The organism is Lactococcus cremoris subsp. cremoris NBRC 100676 (genome assembly GCF_001591705.1).
GTDB classification, from domain to species: Bacteria; Bacillota; Bacilli; order Lactobacillales; family Streptococcaceae; genus Lactococcus; species Lactococcus cremoris.
Genome location: NZ_BCVK01000054.1, coordinates 1 through 17,388, shown reverse-complemented (window position 1 = coordinate 17,388; position 17,388 = coordinate 1). Strand labels below are relative to the sequence as shown.

11 protein-coding genes and 2 pseudogenes are annotated in these 17,388 nt (G+C 36.1%); 12 read left to right on the top strand and 1 reads right to left on the bottom strand.

Annotated elements, in window-relative coordinates; translation table 11 throughout:
* The 7 genes from LLA01S_RS09605 to LLA01S_RS09575 all read left to right on the top strand — a co-directional run.
* On the top strand, nucleotides 1-852 hold an 852-nt coding region (locus LLA01S_RS09605), incomplete at its 5' end, for a restriction endonuclease subunit S (protein WP_218006051.1).
* A gap of 16 nt (nucleotides 853-868) precedes the next feature.
* Nucleotides 869-2,482: a type I restriction-modification system subunit M gene (locus LLA01S_RS09600; RefSeq protein WP_032951067.1), complete on the top strand. Its 1,614-nt coding sequence runs from the start codon at nucleotides 869-871 to the stop codon at nucleotides 2,480-2,482.
* Nucleotides 2,483-2,697: 215 nt separating this feature from the next.
* Complete coding sequence (gyrA, locus tag LLA01S_RS09595; protein WP_014572534.1) at nucleotides 2,698-5,187, top strand: DNA gyrase subunit A; 2,490 nt, start codon at nucleotides 2,698-2,700, stop codon at nucleotides 5,185-5,187.
* Between the two features lie 81 nt (nucleotides 5,188-5,268).
* A complete protein-coding gene (locus tag LLA01S_RS09590; RefSeq protein ID WP_011676121.1) occupies nucleotides 5,269-6,354 on the top strand; it encodes an FAD:protein FMN transferase in 1,086 nt (361 codons plus the stop codon).
* Between the two features lie 122 nt (nucleotides 6,355-6,476).
* Nucleotides 6,477-7,229 (top strand): class A sortase, encoded by a 753-nt coding sequence (locus tag LLA01S_RS09585; protein ID WP_011676122.1) that lies wholly within the window; start codon nucleotides 6,477-6,479, stop codon nucleotides 7,227-7,229.
* Between the two features lie 227 nt (nucleotides 7,230-7,456).
* On the top strand, nucleotides 7,457-10,210 hold the full coding sequence (locus tag LLA01S_RS09580) for a phosphatidylglycerol lysyltransferase domain-containing protein (protein WP_061778227.1): 2,754 nt from the start codon (nucleotides 7,457-7,459) through the stop codon (nucleotides 10,208-10,210).
* On the top strand, nucleotides 10,197-10,826 hold the full coding sequence (locus LLA01S_RS09575; protein WP_011676124.1) for a DUF998 domain-containing protein: 630 nt from the start codon (nucleotides 10,197-10,199) through the stop codon (nucleotides 10,824-10,826). The genes LLA01S_RS09580 and LLA01S_RS09575 overlap by 14 nt, the downstream gene beginning before the upstream one ends.
* Here the strand turns inward: LLA01S_RS09575 and LLA01S_RS09570 are convergent.
* Nucleotides 10,771-11,547, bottom strand: coding sequence for a rhomboid-like protein (locus LLA01S_RS09570; RefSeq protein WP_061778226.1), 777 nt, complete (start codon nucleotides 11,545-11,547; stop codon nucleotides 10,771-10,773). The genes LLA01S_RS09575 and LLA01S_RS09570 overlap by 56 nt on opposite strands.
* 150 nt (nucleotides 11,548-11,697) lie before the next feature.
* Between LLA01S_RS09570 and pcrA the strand changes: the two are divergent.
* The 5 genes and pseudogenes from pcrA (at nucleotide 11,698) to LLA01S_RS09545 (ending at nucleotide 17,300) form a co-directional block, all read left to right on the top strand.
* Nucleotides 11,698-13,975 (top strand): annotated as a pseudogene (pcrA, locus tag LLA01S_RS09565) (DNA helicase PcrA).
* 24 nt (nucleotides 13,976-13,999) lie between these two features.
* Nucleotides 14,000-14,467, top strand: a pseudogene (locus LLA01S_RS13660) (8-oxo-dGTP diphosphatase).
* 46 nt (nucleotides 14,468-14,513) lie between these two features.
* The gene (locus LLA01S_RS09555) at nucleotides 14,514-15,086 is read left to right on the top strand and encodes a DNA-3-methyladenine glycosylase I (RefSeq protein WP_021214375.1); all 573 of its coding nucleotides are present in this window, start codon (nucleotides 14,514-14,516) and stop codon (nucleotides 15,084-15,086) included.
* Nucleotides 15,087-15,166: 80 nt separating this feature from the next.
* The gene (locus LLA01S_RS09550) at nucleotides 15,167-15,616 is read left to right on the top strand and encodes a VOC family protein (protein WP_015082395.1); all 450 of its coding nucleotides are present in this window, start codon (nucleotides 15,167-15,169) and stop codon (nucleotides 15,614-15,616) included.
* A 175-nt stretch (nucleotides 15,617-15,791) separates the two neighbouring features.
* On the top strand, nucleotides 15,792-17,300 hold the full coding sequence (locus LLA01S_RS09545) for a flavocytochrome c (RefSeq protein ID WP_011676129.1): 1,509 nt from the start codon (nucleotides 15,792-15,794) through the stop codon (nucleotides 17,298-17,300).
* Nucleotides 17,301-17,388: the final 88 nt, after the last annotated feature.

Below are 17,388 nucleotides of genomic sequence, written 5' to 3'. Positions count from 1 at the left end.
TATTATATTAACAACGAAAATATAATGGGACACATCTTAAGAAGAGTAACTACTAAAGCAACGATGATGACAAATTTAGTAGCAAAGGATTTTCTTAAAGCAAAAATTTATGTCCCTAGCATAGATGAACAAAAGCGTATTGGTTTATTTTTAAAGCAGATTGATAGCATTATCACTCTTCGTCATCAAGAAATAGAGCAATTAAAAGAATCAAAAAAGACTTTGCTTTCGAAAATGTTCCCGAAAGAAGGGGCCGTTCGTCCCGAAATTCGTTTCGCTGGTTTCACTGACCCTTGGGAACTGCGTAAGTTAACAAATATAACTTCCAGTTATTCAGGATTAACATATAGTCCAACTGACATACAAGACACAGGTATATTCGTTTTACGATCATCCAATGTAAAAAATGATCAACTTATTGATGCTGACAATGTCTATGTCAATCCTGATATAGTAAATTCTATTAATGTAAAAGTTGGTGATGTTATTATTGTTGTACGAAATGGAAGCAGAGCTTTAATTGGGAAGCACGCTATTGTTAACGAAGAAATGACGGATACAGTAATTGGAGCGTTCATGTCTGCTTTCCGAGGGGAAAACGGAAACTATATTAATGCATTATTGAGTACTGACAATTTTCAAAAAGAAGTTCATAAAAGTTTGGGAGCTACGATTAATCAAATTACAGGAAAAGACTTTTCTATGATGATTTTTCCAACACCTAAATTTGGAGAACAACAAAAAATTGGCGCATTCTTCAAACAACTTGATTACACTATAGCTCTTCATCAGAAAGAGCTAGAAAATCTCAAAGCACTCAAGAAAACACTGCTTAACTTAATGTTTGTATAAGCGACAAGGAGAAAATATGACAACAGCAAATGAAATTACAAATAAACTCTGGGCAATGGCCAACAAGTTGCGAGGGACGATGGATGCGAGCGAATATAAAAACTATATCCTCCCTTTCTTGTTCTATCGTTATTTATCAGAAAACCAAGATCACTACTTAGAAGCCAACCATCTGGAAGATTTCTATGAAGTTACAGATCGTGAAGAACAAGAAGAATATTTAGAAGAAATCAGTAAAGGTTTGGGTTATGCGATTGCGCCAGACTATACTTGGGAAAAATTAGTCAAAAAAATCGAAACGCATAAAATCAAAGCCAGCGATTTTCAAGATATGTTTGATGCTTTTAACACGAATGCTAAAAGAAATCCAACCGAAGAAGATGACTTTGCCAACGTTTTTTCTGACGTCAATCTGGGAGATACACGTCTAGGAACGAGTACTAATGAACGCGCCAAAGCACTCAATGATATTGTTTTAATGATCAATGATTTTGCCTTCAAAGATGACAATGGTCATGATGTTTTAGGGGATGTCTATGAGTATCTGATTGGTCAGTTCGCCGCTAATGCGGGGAAAAAAGGGGGCGAGTTCTATACGCCTCATGAAGTCAGTCAAATTTTGGCAAAAATTGTGACGGCTGACGCTCATCGTTCACAAGAGCAGTTTCGTGTGTATGACCCAGCGATGGGATCAGGTTCACTCTTATTAACCGTTCAAAAAGAACTCCCAGGGGGAGAGCGTGAAGGCTCTGTAGAATTCTTTGGACAAGAGGTGAACACAACAACTTATAACTTGGCAAGAATGAATCTGATGATGCACGATGTCAATTACCGAAACATGAATTTACGTCGGGCGGATACCTTAGATGCCGACTGGCCTTATGATGAAAAAGAGGGAACTCAAATCCCACGTAAATTTGATGCAGTAGTGGCAAATCCTCCTTATTCTCAAAAATGGGAAACAAAAACGATAGATCGTGAAAAAGATGTGCGTTTTAAAGGTTACGGAGTAGCCCCTGCCTCAAAAGCGGACTACGCCTTTGTCCTTCATGGCTTATATCACTTGGATAATAAGGGAACAATGGCAATTGTCTTGCCACACGGTGTGCTTTTCCGTGGAGCTTCAGAAGGAAAAATCCGTAAAAACATTATTGATAATAACTTGCTGGATGCCGTCATTGGTTTACCTGCCAATCTCTTTTATGGAACAAGTATTCCTACTTGTATCCTTGTCTTTAAAGGGATAGAAGCTCGTCAGAAACGAGATGTTTTATTTATCGATGCATCGAATGATTTTGTAAAAGGTAAAAATCAAAATAAGCTTTCAGAAGATAACCTGCGTACAATCATTGAAACTTATACTTCTAGAAAAGACGTAGAAAAATACGCTCATGTCGCAAGTTTGGATGAGATTAAAGAAAATGATTACAATCTCAATATTCCTCGTTATGTTGATACTTTTGAAGAAGAAGAGGTAACGCCGTTACCTGTGTTGGCTAAAGAATTAAAAGAAACACGGGCAGAGATTGAGAAATCTACAGCAGCATTGTTTGAGATGTTTGGAGAACTTCGTGGAAATAGTCCTGAAATCAACGAGGAATTAGCACAATTTAGAGATTTACTCAAATAAAGATGAGTTTAAAATGAGGATAAAACCTCATTTTTTTGTAGCTTTTAGAATAATTTTAAAAATGAGCTCTAAAATCCTCTAATCTATGAGAAAAGCTGACTTTTTGTGCGAATTTTGGTATAATATAGATAATCTGTTTGTCAATTGGGGCAAACTCTTCCGAAAGCAAGAAAGGAAAGTAAAATTTCATTTTAATGAGATTTTACAAGGCAAACATGCAAGACAAAAATGTTATCAATGTCAATTTAGTTGAGGAGATGAAGACGTCATTTCGTGACTATGCAATGTCAGTTATCGTTGCACGGGCACTTCCTGATGTACGTGATGGATTAAAACCCGTTCACCGTCGTATTCTCTACGGAATGAATGAACTGGGGAATACTCCAGATAAACCTCATAAAAAATCGGCTCGTATTGTCGGTGAAGTTATGGGTAAATATCACCCACATGGAGACAGTTCAATCTATGAAGCAATGGTACGTATGGCTCAATGGTGGTCTTATCGTCATATGCTTGCTGACGGACACGGTAACTTTGGTTCAATGGACGGCGACGGTGCCGCAGCAATGCGTTATACCGAAGCTCGTTTAAGTAAAATTGCAATGGAAATGTTGCGTGATATCAACAAAAATACCGTTGATTTCATGGACAATTTCGATGGAACTGAACGTGAACCACTCGTTTTACCTGCTCGTTTCCCAAATCTTTTAGTTAATGGAACCACAGGGATTGCCGTTGGGATGGCAACAAACATTCCACCGCATAACCTTGGTGAAACGATTGATGCAGTAGATATGCTTATGGAAAACCCAGAAGCTTCCGTTACTGATTTGATGTCTGTCATTCCTGGTCCTGACTTCCCAACAGGGGCTTTGGTTATGGGGAAATCCGGCATTCGTCGTGCTTATGAAACTGGTAAAGGTTCAATTACATTACGTGCAAAAACCCACATTGAAGAAATGGCTGGTGGAAAAGAACGCATCGTTGTGACTGAATTACCATACATGGTTAACAAGGCGCGCTTGGTTGAACATATTGTTCGTTTGAACCATGAAAAACGTATTGAAGGATTGACTGCAGTTCGTGATGAATCAAACCGTGAAGGAATTCGAGTGGTTATTGAAGTGCGTCGTGATTTATCAGCACACGTTATCCTAAATAATCTTTTCAAACTGACAAGTTTGCAAACTTCATTTGGTTTCAACATGTTGGCTATCGAAAAAGGAATTCCTAAAATTCTTTCTTTGAAAGAAATTTTAGTTGATTATATTGAACATCAAATAGAAGTTGTCGAACGTCGTACAGCCTTTGATAAAGCACGTGCAGAAGCACGTGCACATATCTTAGAAGGTTTACGTATCGCTCTTGATAATATTGACCGTATCATCACAATTATCCGTGAATCACAAACGGATGCTATTGCTCAAAAAACAATGATGGATGAATTCCTCTTGTCTGAGAAACAATCACAAGCCATTCTTGATATGCGTTTGCGTCGTTTGACAGGTTTGGAACGTGACAAAATTGAAGCTGAATATCAAGATTTAGTTGCTTTGATTGCTGACTTGACGGATATTTTAGCAAAACCTGAACGAGTTAAGAAAATTATTCGTGAAGAATTAGAAGAAGTTAAACGTAAATTTGCTGACAAACGTCGAACAGAATTGTTAGTTGGTGAGGTTCTTACTCTTGAAGATGAAGATTTGATTGAGGAAGAAGATGTATTGATTACTTTATCAAATAAAGGATATATCAAACGTTTGGCTAACGATGAATTCCGTGCTCAAAATCGCGGCGGACGTGGTGTTCAAGGAATGGGTATGTCTGATGATGACTTCGTTCAACATTTGGTATCTACATCAACACATGATCATTTACTCTTCTTTACAAATCTTGGACGTGTCTACCGAATGAAAGGATATGAAATTCCTGAATATGGTCGGACAGCTAAGGGCTTACCAATTGTCAATCTCTTAAAACTTGATGATGGTGAAAAAATTGCAACAATCATCAATGTTGATCGTGACCAAGCGGCGAAATATCTCTTCTTCACAACACGCAACGGGATTGTTAAACGAACTTCAACGAGTCAATTTAGCAATATTCGGACAAATGGTTTGAAGGCTTTGAAACTTCGTGATGGCGATGAGTTGATTAATGTGCTTAGAACTTCGGGTGAAGATGAGGTTATTATCGGGACTCACTTAGGTTACTCTGTTCGTTTCAAAGGTGCAATTGTTCGCGATATGGGACGTGCCGCAGCTGGGGTCAAAGGGGTTAACCTTCGAGAAGGGGACTTTGTTGTTGGAACTTCAAGAATTGATGACAGTCAAGAAGTCCTTGTTATCTCAGAAAATGGTCTTGGTAAACGAACTCAAGCTTCGGAATATCCAACAAAAGGCCGTGGTGGTAAAGGGATGAAAGTCATGAATGTCACAGAAAGAACTGGTAAATTAGCTGGTTTAACTGCAGTCAATGGTGACGAAGACTTGATGGTCATTACAGATACAGGGGTTATTATCCGTACAAATGTGGCTAATATTTCTCAAACTGGTCGTGCAGCCCAAGGGGTTAAAGTAATGCGACTTGATGATGAAGCACAAATTGTAACTTTTGCACTTGTAGATCCAGTAATCGAAGAGGAAGAAACTGACTCGCCAGAAGTTACTGACGAAGCTCTTTCTACTGACACAAATGAAGAATAAATAAAATGAAAGTCTGCCAGTTACTGACAGACTTTCTGATTAAATAAATGGTGCTGACTAGTCTGTCAGTAAAAATTGAACATGAAAAAAATAATAATTTGGGTTGCAGCTGCAATGAGTTTACTAAGTCTAAGCGCTTGTAGCAATGGAAAATCGAGTCAAAAAGATAATCGTGATTTATTAAAAACACCAATCAATAAAGATGTGACAACCATGGGAACTTACATCAAAGTCACTGTTTATGACAAGGATAAAGAAGCAGCAGTTGATAAAGCCTTAAAACTTCCTGTCGAATATAATAAATTAACTACTGTTAATCAATCGGGTTCACAAATTGATGATATTAATCAAAATGCGGGAATCAAACCTGTCAAAGTAGACGCAAGTGTCTATGAATTGGTTAAAGCTGGTTACAATTATTCAGCTAAAGATTTAGGTTATGATATTACCATTGGTTCTCTGACAAGTCTATGGAATATTGGGATGGATAATGCTAGAAAACCTGCTCAATCAGAAATTGACCAAGTTTTGCCCTTGATTAATTATCATGATATAAAATTTAATGATAAAAATCAGACGATTTATCTGACTAAAAAAGGTGTTCGCTTAGACTTAGGCTCAATTGTTAAAGGTTTTGTTGCTATGAAAATGGTGGATTCACTCAAAAAAGATGGGGTGACCACAGGAATCGTGAATCTTGGCTCTAGTTCAATTTATGTCATTGGTCATTCACCGCGTGGGGCCGACAGTCCTTGGACGATTGGTATCAAGAATCCAAATGACCCGACTGGAACGCAAATGGGGATTATTGAAGCTTCAAATGAACATGTCAATACCTCAGGAATCTATGAGCGTTATTTAGAAGTTGATGGTCATAAATATAGTCACATTTTAAATCCTAAAACAGGTTACCCATTTGAAAATGATATTGCAAGCATTACCTTATTAATTTCTGGCAAAGATAAGACAAATGGTGATGGTTTATCAACCATGATTTATGCTATGGGGACTAAAAAAGGCTATGAATATGTTGAAAAACTAAAAAATGTAGAGGCCGTATTTGTTGATAAAAACAACAAAGTTTATATCACTCCGGGATTAAAAGATAAATTTCAACTTTCAGAAAAGACTTCTTTTAAAATCGGAAATATTACAAAATTAAAATAAATGTTTAAATTTTGCTATATGCAAGATTTTTTTGTAAAAGAATTAAAACTTTTTACTCGGAACTTAAATCGTGATACAATAAGTGGAAAGAGTACATTAAATAAAAAGGTGGTCATATATAGATGGAAGAGCGCACAAAAAATAAAAATAAAAAAAGAAAGTACAACTGGCTTTTAAATACATTCATTGTCCTATTATTTATTGTGGGCTTAGTATTAATTTTTAATAAACCTATTCGAAATATGATGATTGCCACAAAGAGTAATCATTATCAACTTCAAAATGTTTCAAAAGAAAAAATTGAAAAAAATAAAAAAGCTGATGTGAGTTTTGATTTCGCAGCAGTAAAATCAGTTGATTTCCAATCCGTGCTTTCCAATCAGTTTGATAGCCAACCTTTACCAGTAATTGGGGGGATTGCAATCCCCGAATTGAATATTAATCTTCCTATTTTTAAAGGAGTTGGAAATACTTCACTTTTATATGGGGCCGGAACCATGAAAGGTGATCAAGTGATGGGTGAAGGAAATTATACTCTTGCGGGTCACAATATGACTGGTTTCACTTCAGACTTATCAATATTATTTACTCCTTTAGAAAAAGCAAAAGCGGGAATGTCCATTTATGTTACTGACAAAAATAATGTTTATCAGTATAAAATTGATAAAATTGATGTGGTAACGCCAGAACATGTTGAAGTTTTAAATGATACTCCGGGTAAAAAAGAAATCACTTTGGTAACTTGTGCTGATGCCGAAGCCACACATCGGATTATTGTTCATGGAACATTTGTTGATGAGAAGGCATATGATAAAGTGACAGATTCTGTGAAAAATGCTTTTGAGAAAAAATATAATCAAATCAATAATTTCTAATTTAAAAAATTTCGTGTAAATCACGAAATTTTTTTGTCTTTATTTTTGTCTTTATATAGAAGAGCAAACTGAAAATAATAAGAAATAAAGAAATCTATGAAGTACTGTAAATAGGGCGTTGTAGCTTATAAGTTTCAAAAAAAAATGAGTGAAAATTTAATAAAAAAATGTTATGATAACCACATATATCAATTATCGTTAAATAATAACTAAGATAGAAGGAAGTTATGAAAAACAAAAAAACTAAAAGCTCTAAGGCTAAAAAAATAAAAACAGTTAAAGCTTGGCAAGAAAATGCCGCCAAGCTTTTGGGTATTTTATTACAATTCGCCTCAATTTATGCTCTAATTGTCGGATTAGTAGGTTGGCTAATGCCCCCTGTTCAAAAATTTATTTCAGGATTTTTATATCTCTTTGGCCTTCCAACTGATTTCAGTATTTTTAATGCCATTGTTCTTTTTATTCTTGCCAGTTCAATTCGCCATCGTAGAAGATTGGCTCTTTGGATAGAGGTAATTTATTTTCAGTTTGCCTTTGTTATTTTAGGAATAATTTTCTTGGCATCTTACTTTTCAGGACTTGTTAGCAAAGAGACTTTAGAGGCAGCTAATTTTTCAATCTTGTCCCTCTCATTTGTCATCCTAGGGGTTCTTATTTCTTTAGCAACAGTAATAGTAATGATTCTTTCTAGAAATGCTTTTCCTACAAAAATTGTTAATGGAACATGGTGGAAAGCACTGATTATCGCAACGGGAGGATTTGTCAGCTCAATCATTGGTGGAGTGGTGGCTTCATACTTGACCTATCATGGTTCAGTCACACTAGGCCAAATAATTTTTTATGTATTTAAAGAATCGGTCAGTGATTTTCGTTACCTTCTTCCATTTGGACAAAACATTTTTAATTACAGCTCAGGTAATAATATTTGGGTGAGTAGCACAATCTCAGTCATTATGTTACTTGGTTTCATAAGCGCTTTTTTGATGTTTACTCGCTCTACTCAAAGAGAACTTTCAGGAAATGCTAAACAAGAATTAGCAGTTCGTCAGTTAATTTTAGACTATGGAGATGAAGATTCTCTTGCTTATTTTGCGACTCGCAGAGATAAAAAAGCGATATTTTCAAAAAATAAAAAGGCAACCATTACTTATCATCTTTTTGGTGATGTCTTGCTTGCAAGCGGTGATCCTATCGGAGATGAAAAATCTTGGAAGAGTGCAGGAGAAGCCTTCTTAAGTCTTGCACGGGCGCATGGATGGACTCCGGGCGTCGTTGGTTCATCGGAAAAAGGAAGCAAGATTTATTATCAATTAGGCTTAAATGCAACAGTTTTTGGTGATGAGGCTGTGGTTCTTGTGCCAGAGTTTTCTATTGAAAATGCGGCGATGCACGATGTTGCTCAAGTCATGCGTCGGGCAGAACGAGAAAATTATCAAGTGAAGATTCGACGTCAAGCTGACATCCCTTCTGAGGAGTTAATTGAACTTACTAGATTGACAGAAGAATGGAGAAATGGAGATGAGCGAGGTTACTCAATGACTTCAAGTCGATTTGGGGACCCAACTGACCAACAAATGATGATTGTGACCGCAAATGATTCTGAGGGAAATTATCAAGGAATTCTCTCATTTGCTCCGGTAGGCTCAGACAAACTTTCACTGGATACCATGCGTCGCTCGCCGAATGCAATGAATGGTGTAGTAACTTTTATGATTACAAGCCTGATTGAGGCTGGAAAAGAAGAAGGACTAACTGAAATTAGTTTGAACTTTGCTGCTGCCCGTCAATTTTTCATAAATGGGGAAACTTTACAAGCTAATGCCTTGGATAAAGCTGCTCGAAAAGTAATGAAATTTTTCTCACGCTGGTATCAACTAGAGTCTCTTTATCGTTCAAATGATATCTATCTGCCAGAATGGCGCACACGATATATCTGTTATGATAATGGTGGCTCGTTAACCTCAGTTCTTTTTGCGATTGGACAAGCAGAAGGGTTCGTTCCGACAAATATTTCATCAAAAATTAAAGGATTTTTCTTCCATGATTATGAGAATAGCATTGAAAATCATTGGTGGGAAAAGTCATCTTTTATCAAAAATGTTCATCAGATTGAAGAGAAAAAAAGGTTGGAATTGTCAAATGAAAATAATCATGATGATACTTATCTACAAAAACTTAATGATTTAAAACAACTCGGGATTGCACCATACAGCCTTCCAGAAGCAGATTTTGAGTCAGTTAAAAATCTCCGAATGAATTATGAAAACACTGACGAGTTTGATGAAGAGGAACATTCGATACAAGGAAGACTTGTCAGCTCGCGTGGACGTGGCGCAATATTCTTTGCTGATTTATCAGATAACCAATCAAAGATTCAATTGGTCATAAAACGTGACGTCATCAATGAATATTCTGAATCAGAAAATCGTTTGGAAAATTTTGCAACCTGGAAAAAAGATGTGACTGTCGGTGACAGAGTACTAGTTAAAGGAGTTCTCATGCGGACACAGATTGGAGAATTGAGTTTGCGGGTAAATTCATGGAAGATGCTTTCTAAAACTCTAGTAGAGCTGACAGAAGAGAGAAAAGTAAGTCAAACTACCTTTATTGAACAGACAGAGAAATTTTCTAAGATAAGAGAATCATTGATATTAAATGGTTTCATCGAAGTCGCAAAACAGGAGTATTTAGCTCTGTCAGTGGGCTATGATAAAGTTTTTTCTATACATAATTTGAAAATTAATCTTCTTTGGGCTTACCGATCAGCGGACGATGTCAGAGAATTTCTCAGTAAAGTGATAGATGAGGACTCCTCAGTAAACTTATCAGAGATTTTTCCAGATCCAGAAATGAATAAAGAAGGAACTCCAGAACTTAAAAGAGCACTCTCCTTTGGGTTACCTGCATTTACAATGGCAGAAATCTTTATAAGTGAAGAAACAAGTAACTTAGGAGTAAATAATAAAAATGAGAAAAAGTAATTATTTAGTAGCATTAGCAACCTGTGCAGCCTTACTATACAATGCTTGGATTCTTGCTTTTTGGTTAAATCCAAGTGTTGTCAATTCAAGCCTCTTAAGTGGGCTTTCAGCGCTTAATCAACCTTATCATCAACTTTTTACATTGACAGATATACTCTCAGGCAGTTTTTGTTTTTTACTTGCTTTGGGAATTTTTATGACAAATAAAAAAGAAGACAAGCGTCTTCTTATGATTCTTACTTCGATTGCTGGCTTTGGCATAACAACCGCCTTGGCAGCACTTTTTCCATACGCAGATCTTACTCACAGTGAAGGAATTCCTAACCCATTGAGGGAACCTAAATTATTTATCCATGATGGTTTGAGCGTTCTAGCCTTGCTTTTCATTCTTTTGGGGGTAGTAATCTCCCTTTTGGTTTATCGTAATTTCTTTTTATTAATTCTAGTCATTACTTTTGTAATAACCACTTTACTATCTTTCGTTGCAGGAGCTATTCCACAATTGGTGGGACCGCTTGGTCAGCAAATCAATGCTCTGCTTGGTGGGATTTGGCTTGTTTTTATAAGTTGGCGAGTTCTGAACGACAGTTCTCAAGCAACTCATGTGGAGAACTGACCCTTCTAATGGAAGATAATTTAAGTAAAAGGCTTGCCGAAATAAAACCAATTAAAGTGGCAAACAAATGTCCCATATCCCAAATGCTATGTTCGAAGAGGACAGGCAATAAGATAAATAAGCCTAAAGCAATAATACTAATCGTGAAAAACCACTTTTTCATTAAAAGGATTGCTGCAGCACAACCTGCAACCATTATATAAGAAACACCAACATCAGTTGCCTTGGCTAAGGAACTTGGAGCATGTCCACTATTGATAGCCCAAAGTTCAATAAAAATTGTCGCGATACTTGCCAATATATGACCGGATAAAGTAATAACAATAATCCGAGGTGAACCGTATTTACGCTCTGCCCAAGCAATAATTGTCCAAAAAATAGCGACATAAATGATAAGACCAGCACCATTATCAGCCACCCAAAAGGCACTGTCAAAAAATACAGAGATTGGACGGTCGGAGACTCGAGCAATACTTGTAGAAGCATGATTAGTTAAAATATTAATCAAATGTTGGGGTGTCGTCCCTTGTATGAGAGTAAAAGCACAAAAAATAGCGGTGTAGGTAAAAGTTGCAGGAGCTGATTGTAGCCATTTTGAAAGAAAAAGCGTGTAAGGAGATAATTTACGAACAATGTCGTGAATTTTACAAGAAAAATGAGCAAAAAATTTCAAAACATACCAAATGCAGCAGATAATTAGTACAGTCGATAAAAATATCATTTATTTTTTTCCTTTTCCTTTTATTATATCACTAAAGCTTAGAGAGTGGGTCACAAGCTTATTTGTGAAATAAAGGAGTGCCAAAAGAACTGCATGATGTGTTTGACTTATGCTATAATTAATAGTGATTGTGACAGCTAGGAGAATAAAATGAATCCATTATTACAGGGAATGAACGAAAAACAAGCACAAGCGGTCCAAACGACAGAAGGACCTTTATTAATTATGGCTGGAGCTGGTTCAGGGAAGACTCGTGTCTTAACTCACCGGATTGCTTATTTAATTGATGAAAAAATGGTTAATCCTTGGAACATACTAGCGATTACCTTTACAAATAAAGCAGCAAAAGAAATGCGGGAGCGTGCCTTAGCACTTACTCCTAGAGCACAAGATACATTAATTGCCACTTTTCACTCAATGTGTGTCCGAATTTTAAGGCGTGATGCTGACCATATTGGCTATAATCGTAATTTTACAATTATTGACCCAGGTGATCAAAAATCATTGATGAAACGGATTTTGAAAGAAGCTAATTTGGATCCTAAAAAATGGGAACCTAAAGGTCTTTTAAATACAATTTCAAATGCTAAAAATGACTTAATAGATGAAACAGCTTATGAAGCACAAATTACTGCTAGACACCCTTATGAAATGGTTGTTGCGCGTGTTTATAAGATTTACCAAAAGGAATTGCGCAAAGCAGAATCAATGGATTTTGATGATTTAATCATGCAAACCTTACGTCTTTTTGATGAAAATCCTGATGTTTTAGCCTATTATCAAGGGAAATTTCAATATATCCATGTTGATGAATATCAAGACACCAACCATGCTCAATATCAATTAGTCAAACTATTGGCTAGTCGTTTTCAAAATATTTGTGTTGTTGGTGACGCTGACCAATCGATTTATGGTTGGCGTGGAGCTGATATGCAAAATATTTTAGATTTTGAGAAAGATTATCCAAAAGCTAAAGTCGTCCTATTGGAAGAAAACTATCGTTCGACTAAAACCATACTTGATGCAGCTAATAATGTTATCAAAAATAACTTGAAAAGACGTCCTAAAGAACTATGGACTCAGAATGATGAAGGAGATAAGATTGTTTATTTCCGAGCAGGAAATGAGCAAGAAGAAGCAAATAAAGTTTCTGAAATTATTAGTTCAGGAGTTCGTTCAGGTCGTTCATATGCTGATTATGCGGTTCTCTATCGAACCAATGCTCAATCTCGGACTATTGAAGATTCGTTTGTGAAATCAAATATTCCTTATACGATGGTTGCAGGAACAAAATTTTATTCTCGTAAAGAAATTCGAGATGTGATTGCTTATTTAAATGTAGTAGCCAATCCAGCGGATAATATGAGTTTTGAACGGATTGTCAATGAACCTAAAAGAGGAGTTGGTCCGGGGGCTTTAGAAAAATTACGTCGCTTTGCAGAAAGTCGTAATCTTTATTTAGCAGATTCAAGCTTTGATATTATGCTTTCTGATATTCGAGGAAAAGCGGCTGGCGAGATTTATAATTTAGCAATGGCCTTTGATTTGTTGAGAACACATAGCGAAAGTTCAACAATCACAGAGTTGGTTGAAGAAATGTTAGAGCGTACGGGTTATCTTAAGGCCTTGCAGCTAATTCCAAGTATTGAAAATCAGGCTCGGATTGAAAATATTGAAGAATTCTTATCTGTAACCAAGGGTTTTGATGAGAAATCAGAAGTTCCTTTGGATGAAGAAACTGGTGAGCCAATCATTGAAACAGGTTTGGACAAATTGAGCCGTTTCCTTAATGAAGTCAGCTTGCTTTCTGAAACAGATGCCTACGAGGAAGAATCTGACCAAGTCACAATGATGACTTTGCATGCCGCAAAAGGTTTAGAGTTTCCTATTGTTTTCTTAATCGGGATGGAAGAAAATATTTTTCCATTGTCACGTGTGAATGAAGATATCGATGAGTTGGAAGAAGAACGGCGACTAGCCTATGTTGGTATTACAAGAGCAGAAGAAACGCTTTATCTAATGAATGCCAATCAACGGGTTCTTTATGGGAAAACTAGCTATAATCGCCCTAGTCGTTTTATTTCTGAAATTGATGATGAACTTCTTGATTATGCTGGGATTGCTCGTAAAGTAAATTCAACATATAATGCTTCTTATAAATCAGGTGGTTTTGCAAGTGGAATCTCAATGTCAGATGTACTTCATCAGCGTAAGGCAGTGATTAATCCAACTGTTGGTCAATCAATCATTGACAACTCAGAAACCGAAGATTGGCAAATCGGGGGACACCGCCATTCATCGTAAATGGGGAGAAGGAATGGTCTTAGGGATTTCAGGTTCTGGTAAAAACATGGAACTTAAGATTAATTTCCCAGAGGTAGGAATGAAGCGACTGTTAGCAGCAATGGCGCCTATTGAGAAAAAATAAGTAACAAAATTATTGGAGAAACTAATGGCTTATCATGAGTTAGAAAAAGTCGAATTGACAAATATGTGTGCCATTATTGACGAAAAAAATCAAAAAGTTCTAGTTCAAGAACGAAAAAAATCGTGGACAGGGATTGGATTTCCAGGAGGATATGTCGAAAAAGGAGAAGCCCTTATCCCCTCAACAATTCGTGAAATTAAAGAAGAAACTGGTCTGGACATTAGCAATTTAAAACCTTGTGGCATTAAAGATTGGTTTGAGCCCAAAAAGAATCGACGATATATGGTTTTTCTATATTCAACAACAACTTTTTCAGGATAATTGATTAATGAAACTGATGAGGGGAAAGTTTTCTGGCAAAACATAAATCAATTGACCGATTTAAAATTGGCAAGTGGTTTTGCTGAAATGGCAGAGATGATGCTTCGTTCATCTTATTCAGAATTTATCTATGAGATTGACGGAGACACTTGGAAGAAGAAATTTTACTGATTTTTGCATAACATTAATTATGTAAAAATGCAGATGGAGGCTTGCTATGACTGAAAAAACAAGATGTAATTGGTGCTTATCAACGGACAAAATGATTCATTATCATGATACCTATTGGGGAGCGCCTTTACATAATGATCAAGAACTTTTCGCAAAGTTAGTGCTTGATTTGAATCAAGCAGGTTTATCATGGGCAACAATCTTAAATAAACAAGAAAATTTTTATGAGGCTTTTGATAATTTTGAAATTGAAAAAGTGGCGCTCTATGATGAAGTTAAGGAAGAAGAACTTTTACAAAATGCAGGGATAATCAGAAATAAGTTAAAAGTTAAAGCTGCGATTGTCAATGCTCAAAAAGTTTTAGAAATTCAAAAAGAATTTGGCTCATTTGATAAGTACATCTGGTCATTTACAGATGGAAAAGTTTTACAACATCAAGTTAGTGATGAATCGGAAATTCCGGCAACAAATGAACTTTCGGATGCGATGAGTAAAGATATAAAAAAACGCGGTTTTAAATTCACTGGTTCAACTGTGATTTATGCTTTTTTACAAGCGGTGGGTGTAATTAATGATCATGCTGATTACTGTTTTAGACAAGTAGAATTAATGGATTGAAAGCGTTTCTTATGATAGAATGAAGAGAGTTTTAAAGTTGTTAAGTTACATAAATTTTCTTTTTTGAAAAGGTGCTTATTATGGCAAAAATTCACCCTTATCTTACTTTTAATAACACTAAAGAAGCTTTAGATTATTATAAAGCTGTTCTTGGGGCAACTCATATTTCACGAATGCCTGTCGCAGCAGAACAAGCCGAACAATTCGGAGTTCCACTAGAAAAAGCAGCTGATTTAACCATGCATTCCCAGTTTGATATTTTGGGTTCGACAATTATGGCAGCTGATAACTTTATGAAAGTTGACCCACTTGTTTATGATGCTGTATCTATTTTGATTGATTTGGATTCTGAGGATGAAAAAGCTCTAGCAGAAGCCGATGCTTTTTGGGACAAGGCCGTTGAATCAGGAACAGTTACAGTAAATTTGCCTTTTGAGACACAATTTTGGGGTGGAAAAATGGGAGATTTTACTGACAAATATGGTGTGCGTTGGATGTTGCATGCTCAACCCTATTCAAAATTGCCATAAAATTCATAATTAGTAAAATTAAAAATAAAAGTACTGACAGCCAAGACTGGTCAGTACTTTTTTATATGAAAATCAATTTTTTATTTAATGATACCTAAAAATTTTATAGATATTTGGATAGTTGCCAAAAATTTGTTATAATCGATATGTGAATTTTAACACAAAAGGAGTAACTATGAAAATTTGGACAAAACTGGGCTTGCTCTCGCTTGTAGGCCTCACTTTAACAGCTTGTGGAAGCAACACAAAGACAGCTAAAGAACAATCGAGTTCGTCTCAAAAAGTTGAAACTTCTGCTGGTGCAAGTAAATCAAACACTTATGCAGATCCTTCAACATTAAGTGATAAATATGATGTTATTATTGTTGGTTCAGGCGGAGCTGGAATGACAGCAGCAATCGAAGCGAAAGATGCTGGAATGAATCCAGTGATTTTGGAAAAAATGCCGATAGCTGGAGGAAATACTTCAAAAGCCTCAGCTGGTTTGAACGCATCAGAATCATCAGTCGAAAAAGCACAGGGTGTTGCCGATTCAAATGATAAATTTTATGAAGAAACGCTCAAAGGTGGTGGTGGAACCAATGATAAAGCCCTTCTTCGCTATTTTGTTGACCATTCAGCTGGAGCTGTCGATTGGTTAAATACCAATGGAATTGTATTAGATAATTTAACAACTACAGGTGGGATGTCAGTCTCTAGAACTCACCGTCCACATGATAGTTCTGCAGTAGGGGGCTATCTGGTAAAAGGACTCGAAGAAAACATTTCGAAACGAAATATTCCATTATTTGTAAATAGTGATGTAACTAAAATTACTGAAAAAGATGGAAAAGTATCTGGAGTAAAGGTTAAAATCGAAGGGGAAACAAAAAATATTTCTTCTAAGGCAGTAGTAGTCACAACTGGAGGCTTTGGTGCAAACAAAAAAATGATTGCCAAATATCGTCCAGATTTAAAAGATTATGTAACAACAAATGCTGCTGGTTCAACTGGTGACGGAATCACTATGATTTCAGAACTTGGTGGTCAATTAGTTGATATGGATAAAATCCAAATTCACCCAACTGTATTCCAAAAAACAGGTTATCTGGTTTCAGAATCTATCCGTGGTGAGGGAGCAATTCTTGTAAATCAAAAAGGGAAACGTTTCTTTAATGAAATGGATACCCGTGATAAAGTATCTGCTGCCGAACTCAAACAACCTGGGAAATATTCTTATGTTATTTTCGGTGAAGGAACAAAAGCTAATGTAAAAGCTGTTGAACAATATATGTCTAAAGACATGGTTGTAGAAGAAAATAGTGTAAAAGATCTTGCTGACAAGCTTGATATTGACCAAAAAACACTCACTTCAACAATTGATGGCTGGAACAAAGCAGTTTCAACTAAAAAAGATGAAGAATTTGGTCGTACAACAGGAATGACCAATGATATTTCTGGTAAGTTTTATGCGATAAAAGTAGCGCCGGGTATCCACCATACAATGGCAGGGGTTAAAATTAATACAAATACTCAAGTTCTGAAAAAAGATGGAAGTCCAATCCAAGGCTTATATGCTGCAGGAGAAGTTACTGGTGGCCTCCATGGTGGAAATCGAATTGGTGGAAATGCAGTCGCTGATATTGTAATATTTGGACGTCAAGCAGGGCTTCAATCATCTGCTTACGCGAAAACAATTGACTAATATTAAAGAAAGTTAAAATTAAACTGGAATGAAGTGCTGACAAGTCTGTCAGTACTTTTTTCTAAAATAATGCTAATTTACCCGAATT